The sequence below is a fragment of the Nocardia farcinica genome (assembly GCF_029867845.1).
In the GTDB taxonomy this organism is placed as follows: Bacteria; Actinomycetota; Actinomycetes; order Mycobacteriales; family Mycobacteriaceae; genus Nocardia; species Nocardia farcinica_A.
Window position 1 is genome coordinate 1 of sequence record NZ_JARWRU010000692.1, and the last position, 3229, is coordinate 3229.

General features: G+C 69.1%; 2 protein-coding genes. One reads left to right on the top strand and one right to left on the bottom strand.

Annotated features, from left to right (window positions below):
* Positions 1-137: 137 nt before the first annotated feature.
* On the bottom strand, positions 138-461 hold the full coding sequence (locus tag QH283_RS15215) for a WhiB family transcriptional regulator (RefSeq protein ID WP_280503649.1): 324 nt from the start codon (positions 459-461) through the stop codon (positions 138-140).
* Positions 462-837: 376 nt separating this feature from the next.
* Between QH283_RS15215 and QH283_RS15220 the strand changes: the two genes are divergently transcribed.
* On the top strand, positions 838-3198 hold the full coding sequence (locus tag QH283_RS15220) for a penicillin-binding protein (RefSeq protein ID WP_280503650.1): 2361 nt from the start codon (positions 838-840) through the stop codon (positions 3196-3198).
* Positions 3199-3229: the final 31 nt, after the last annotated feature.

Here is a 3229-nt window from a genome sequence, read left to right on the forward strand (position 1 = left end):
CCCCCCCCGCCGCGCTCCCCCCCTGGCGGGTGCCCCGGGGGGGGGGGGGGGGCGCGCCCCCCCCCCCCCCCCCCCGCCGCCCCCCCCCCCCCCGGGCCCCCCCCCGACTCGTCGTGTGAGGGCCTAGGGTCGGCGGCTCACATGGCCACCTGGTGCTGCCGCTGAGCCTGGAAGAAATCGGCCCAGGAGGTGACCTCGGGGTGCTGCTTGAGCAGCGCGCGGCGCTGCCGCTCGGTCATCCCGCCCCACACACCGAATTCCACTCGATTGTCGAGAGCGTCGGCTCCGCACTGCATGAGCACCGGGCAGTGCCTGCAGATCGTGGCCGCCTTGCGCTGCGCCGCGCCTCGGACGAACAACTGATCGGGATCGACTTCCTTGCATCGGGCCTGGGAAACCCAGGCGATTCGTGCTTCGGCCTGCTCCACGTTCAATCGAGCGATGGGGGTTGTCGTTTGCATTTGGTGTGCCCCTTTGCAGTCCGAACACCGGTGGCCGGCGCTCCAGAATCGCGTGCCAGTCGCAGCGTCCCTTTTCCCTAGCTGCGGACTGAACCACATTCCACTTTGAGTGTTAGCTCCATCACACTGGGTCTCAATCTAGGTAAAGGTATGGCCCGAGCGCAAGACCGTTGCGTGATCTTTTGGTACGCCCGTGCATGCAATCGGATATTTAAGACCGGTCGGTCGGTTGATAGTTGCGACACGCCGAAACGACACGCCGAACACGCACGTGGAACACGCGGACTCGCCGTTATGGAAGCGGACACGCCCGAGGGGCTCGAGCACACCCGCAGCCCCGTCGGCGGCACCCCGTACTCTTGGCACCGTGTCGAACGTGCCGATCACACATACGCTCGCCAAGCTCGCCGGAAGCTGCGTGCTGGCCGCCGTGCTAGTGGCGGGACTGCTGTTCCCCCTCGCCGGTGGTTTCGGGTTCGTCTCCAACCGCGCCGCCGACGCCGTGGACAACGTCTCCGCCGAGCTGGTCGAGGGCACCGTCCCCGCGGTGTCGACGATGGTCGACGCGGCGGGCAACCCGATCGCCTGGCTCTACGAGCAGCGGCGGTTCGAGGTGCCGAGCGACCGGATCTCCAACGACATGAAGCTGGCGATCATCTCGATCGAGGACAGGCGCTTCGCCGACCACGACGGCGTCGACTGGCAGGGCACCGTGCGTGCCTTCCTGACCAACACCAGCAGCGGCGAGGTGCAGCAGGGCGCCTCCACCATCGACCAGCAGTACGTGAAGAACTTCCAGCTGCTCGTGGTCGCCAAGACCGACGCCGAGCGCCGCGCCGCCATCGAGACCACCCCCGCGCGCAAGATCCGCGAGATCCGCATGGCGCTGACGCTGGACAAGGAGCTGTCCAAGGACGAGATCCTGACCAGGTATCTGAACCTGGTCCCCTTCGGCAATTCCTCCTACGGCATCCAGGACGCCGCGCAGACCTACTTCGGCATCGACGCCGCCGACCTGAACGTCGCGCAATCGGCCATGCTGGCCGGCATGGTGCAGTCCAGCTCCAAGCTCAACCCCTACACCAACGAGAAGGGCGTGCTGGAGCGGCGCAACACCGTGCTGCAGACGATGATCCAGAACATCCCCGGCCGCGCCGAGGAGTTCCGCGCCGCCATGGACGAGCCGCTCGGCGTGCTGCCCGAGCCCAAGGGCCTGCCCCGCGGCTGCATCGCGGCGGGCGACCGCGGCTTCTTCTGCGACTACGCGCTGCAATACCTGGCCGACGCGGGCATCGGCCGCGAGCAGATCGACAAGGGCGGCTTCCTCATCCGCACCACCCTCGACCCGAAGGTGCAGGACTCGGTCAAGCGGGCCATCAACGAGTTCGCCAAGCCGGACGTGCCGCACGTGGCCGAGGTCATGTCGGTGATCGCGCCCGGCCAGGACAAGCACCCGGTGCTGGCGATGGCCAGCAGCCGCACCTACGGCCTCGACCAGGACGCCAACGAGACCGTGCAGCCGCAGCCGTTCTCCATGGTCGGCAACGGCGCGGGCTCGGTCTTCAAGCTCTTCACCACCGCGGCCGCGATGGAGAAGGGCATGGGCATCAACTCCCAGCTCGACGTGCCGCCCCGGTACGAGGCCAGAGGCATGGGTGACGGTGGCGCCCGCGGCTGCCCGGCCGCCACCTACTGCGTCGAGAACGCGGGCACCTACAAGTCGCCGATGTCGGTGACCGAGGCGCTGGCCACCTCGCCGAACACCACCTTCGTCAAGCTGATCCAGGACGTCGGCGTCACCCCGACCGTCGACATGGCCATCCGCCTGGGCATGCGCTCGTTCACCAAGCCCGCCACCTCCGGCTACGGCAACCAGAGCGTCGCCGAGATGGTGAAGAACCAGAACCTCGGCTCGTTCACCCTCGGCCCGGTGGCGATCAACCCGCTCGAGCTGTCCAACGTCGCCGCGACCCTGGCCTCCGGCGGCCGGTGGTGCCCGCCTTCGCCGATCGCCGAGGTCGTCGACCGCTACGGCAAGCCGGTGCCGCTCACCGAACAGGCCTGCGAACAGGTCGTCGAGCCCGGCCTGGCCAACACCCTGGCCAACGCCATGAGCAAGGACGACACCGCGGGCACCGCGGCGGGCGCGGCCCAGGCAACCGGCTGGAACATGCCGATGGCGGGCAAGACCGGCACCACCGAGAGCCACCGCTCCTCGGCCTTCCTCGGCTTCACCGACTCCCTGGCCGCCGCCACCTACATCTACGGCGACAGTCCGACGCCGAGCGAGATCTGCTCGTTCCCGCTGCGCGCCTGTGGCAGCGGCAATCTCTACGGCGGCAACGAGCCCGCCCGCACCTGGTTCACCGCCATCAAGGGTGTCTCGGGCGAGTTCCCGCCGCCCGTGCTGCCGCCGCTGGACGACAAGTACGTGCGCGGCGCCAACAACGCCCAGGTGCCCGACGTGGTCGGCATGTCCCAGGCGGACGCGACCAGGGCGCTGACCAACGCGGGCTTCCAGGTCTCCGCGGTCGACGGCTCCGGTCCGCCGCCCAAGGGCAGCGTGACCAGCATGGCGCCCAACGGCTCGGCGATCCCCGGCTCGGTCGTGACGATCTACATCAGTGACGGGACCCAGCGTGAGGTACCGACGCCGAGCGCGCCCGCGCCGGGCCCTGCGCCCGCTCCCCCACCGGCGTTGCCGAACTTCCCGCTACCCCCGTGGTGGCCGCGATAGGACATGACAGAACGGGGGGGGGGGGGGGCCG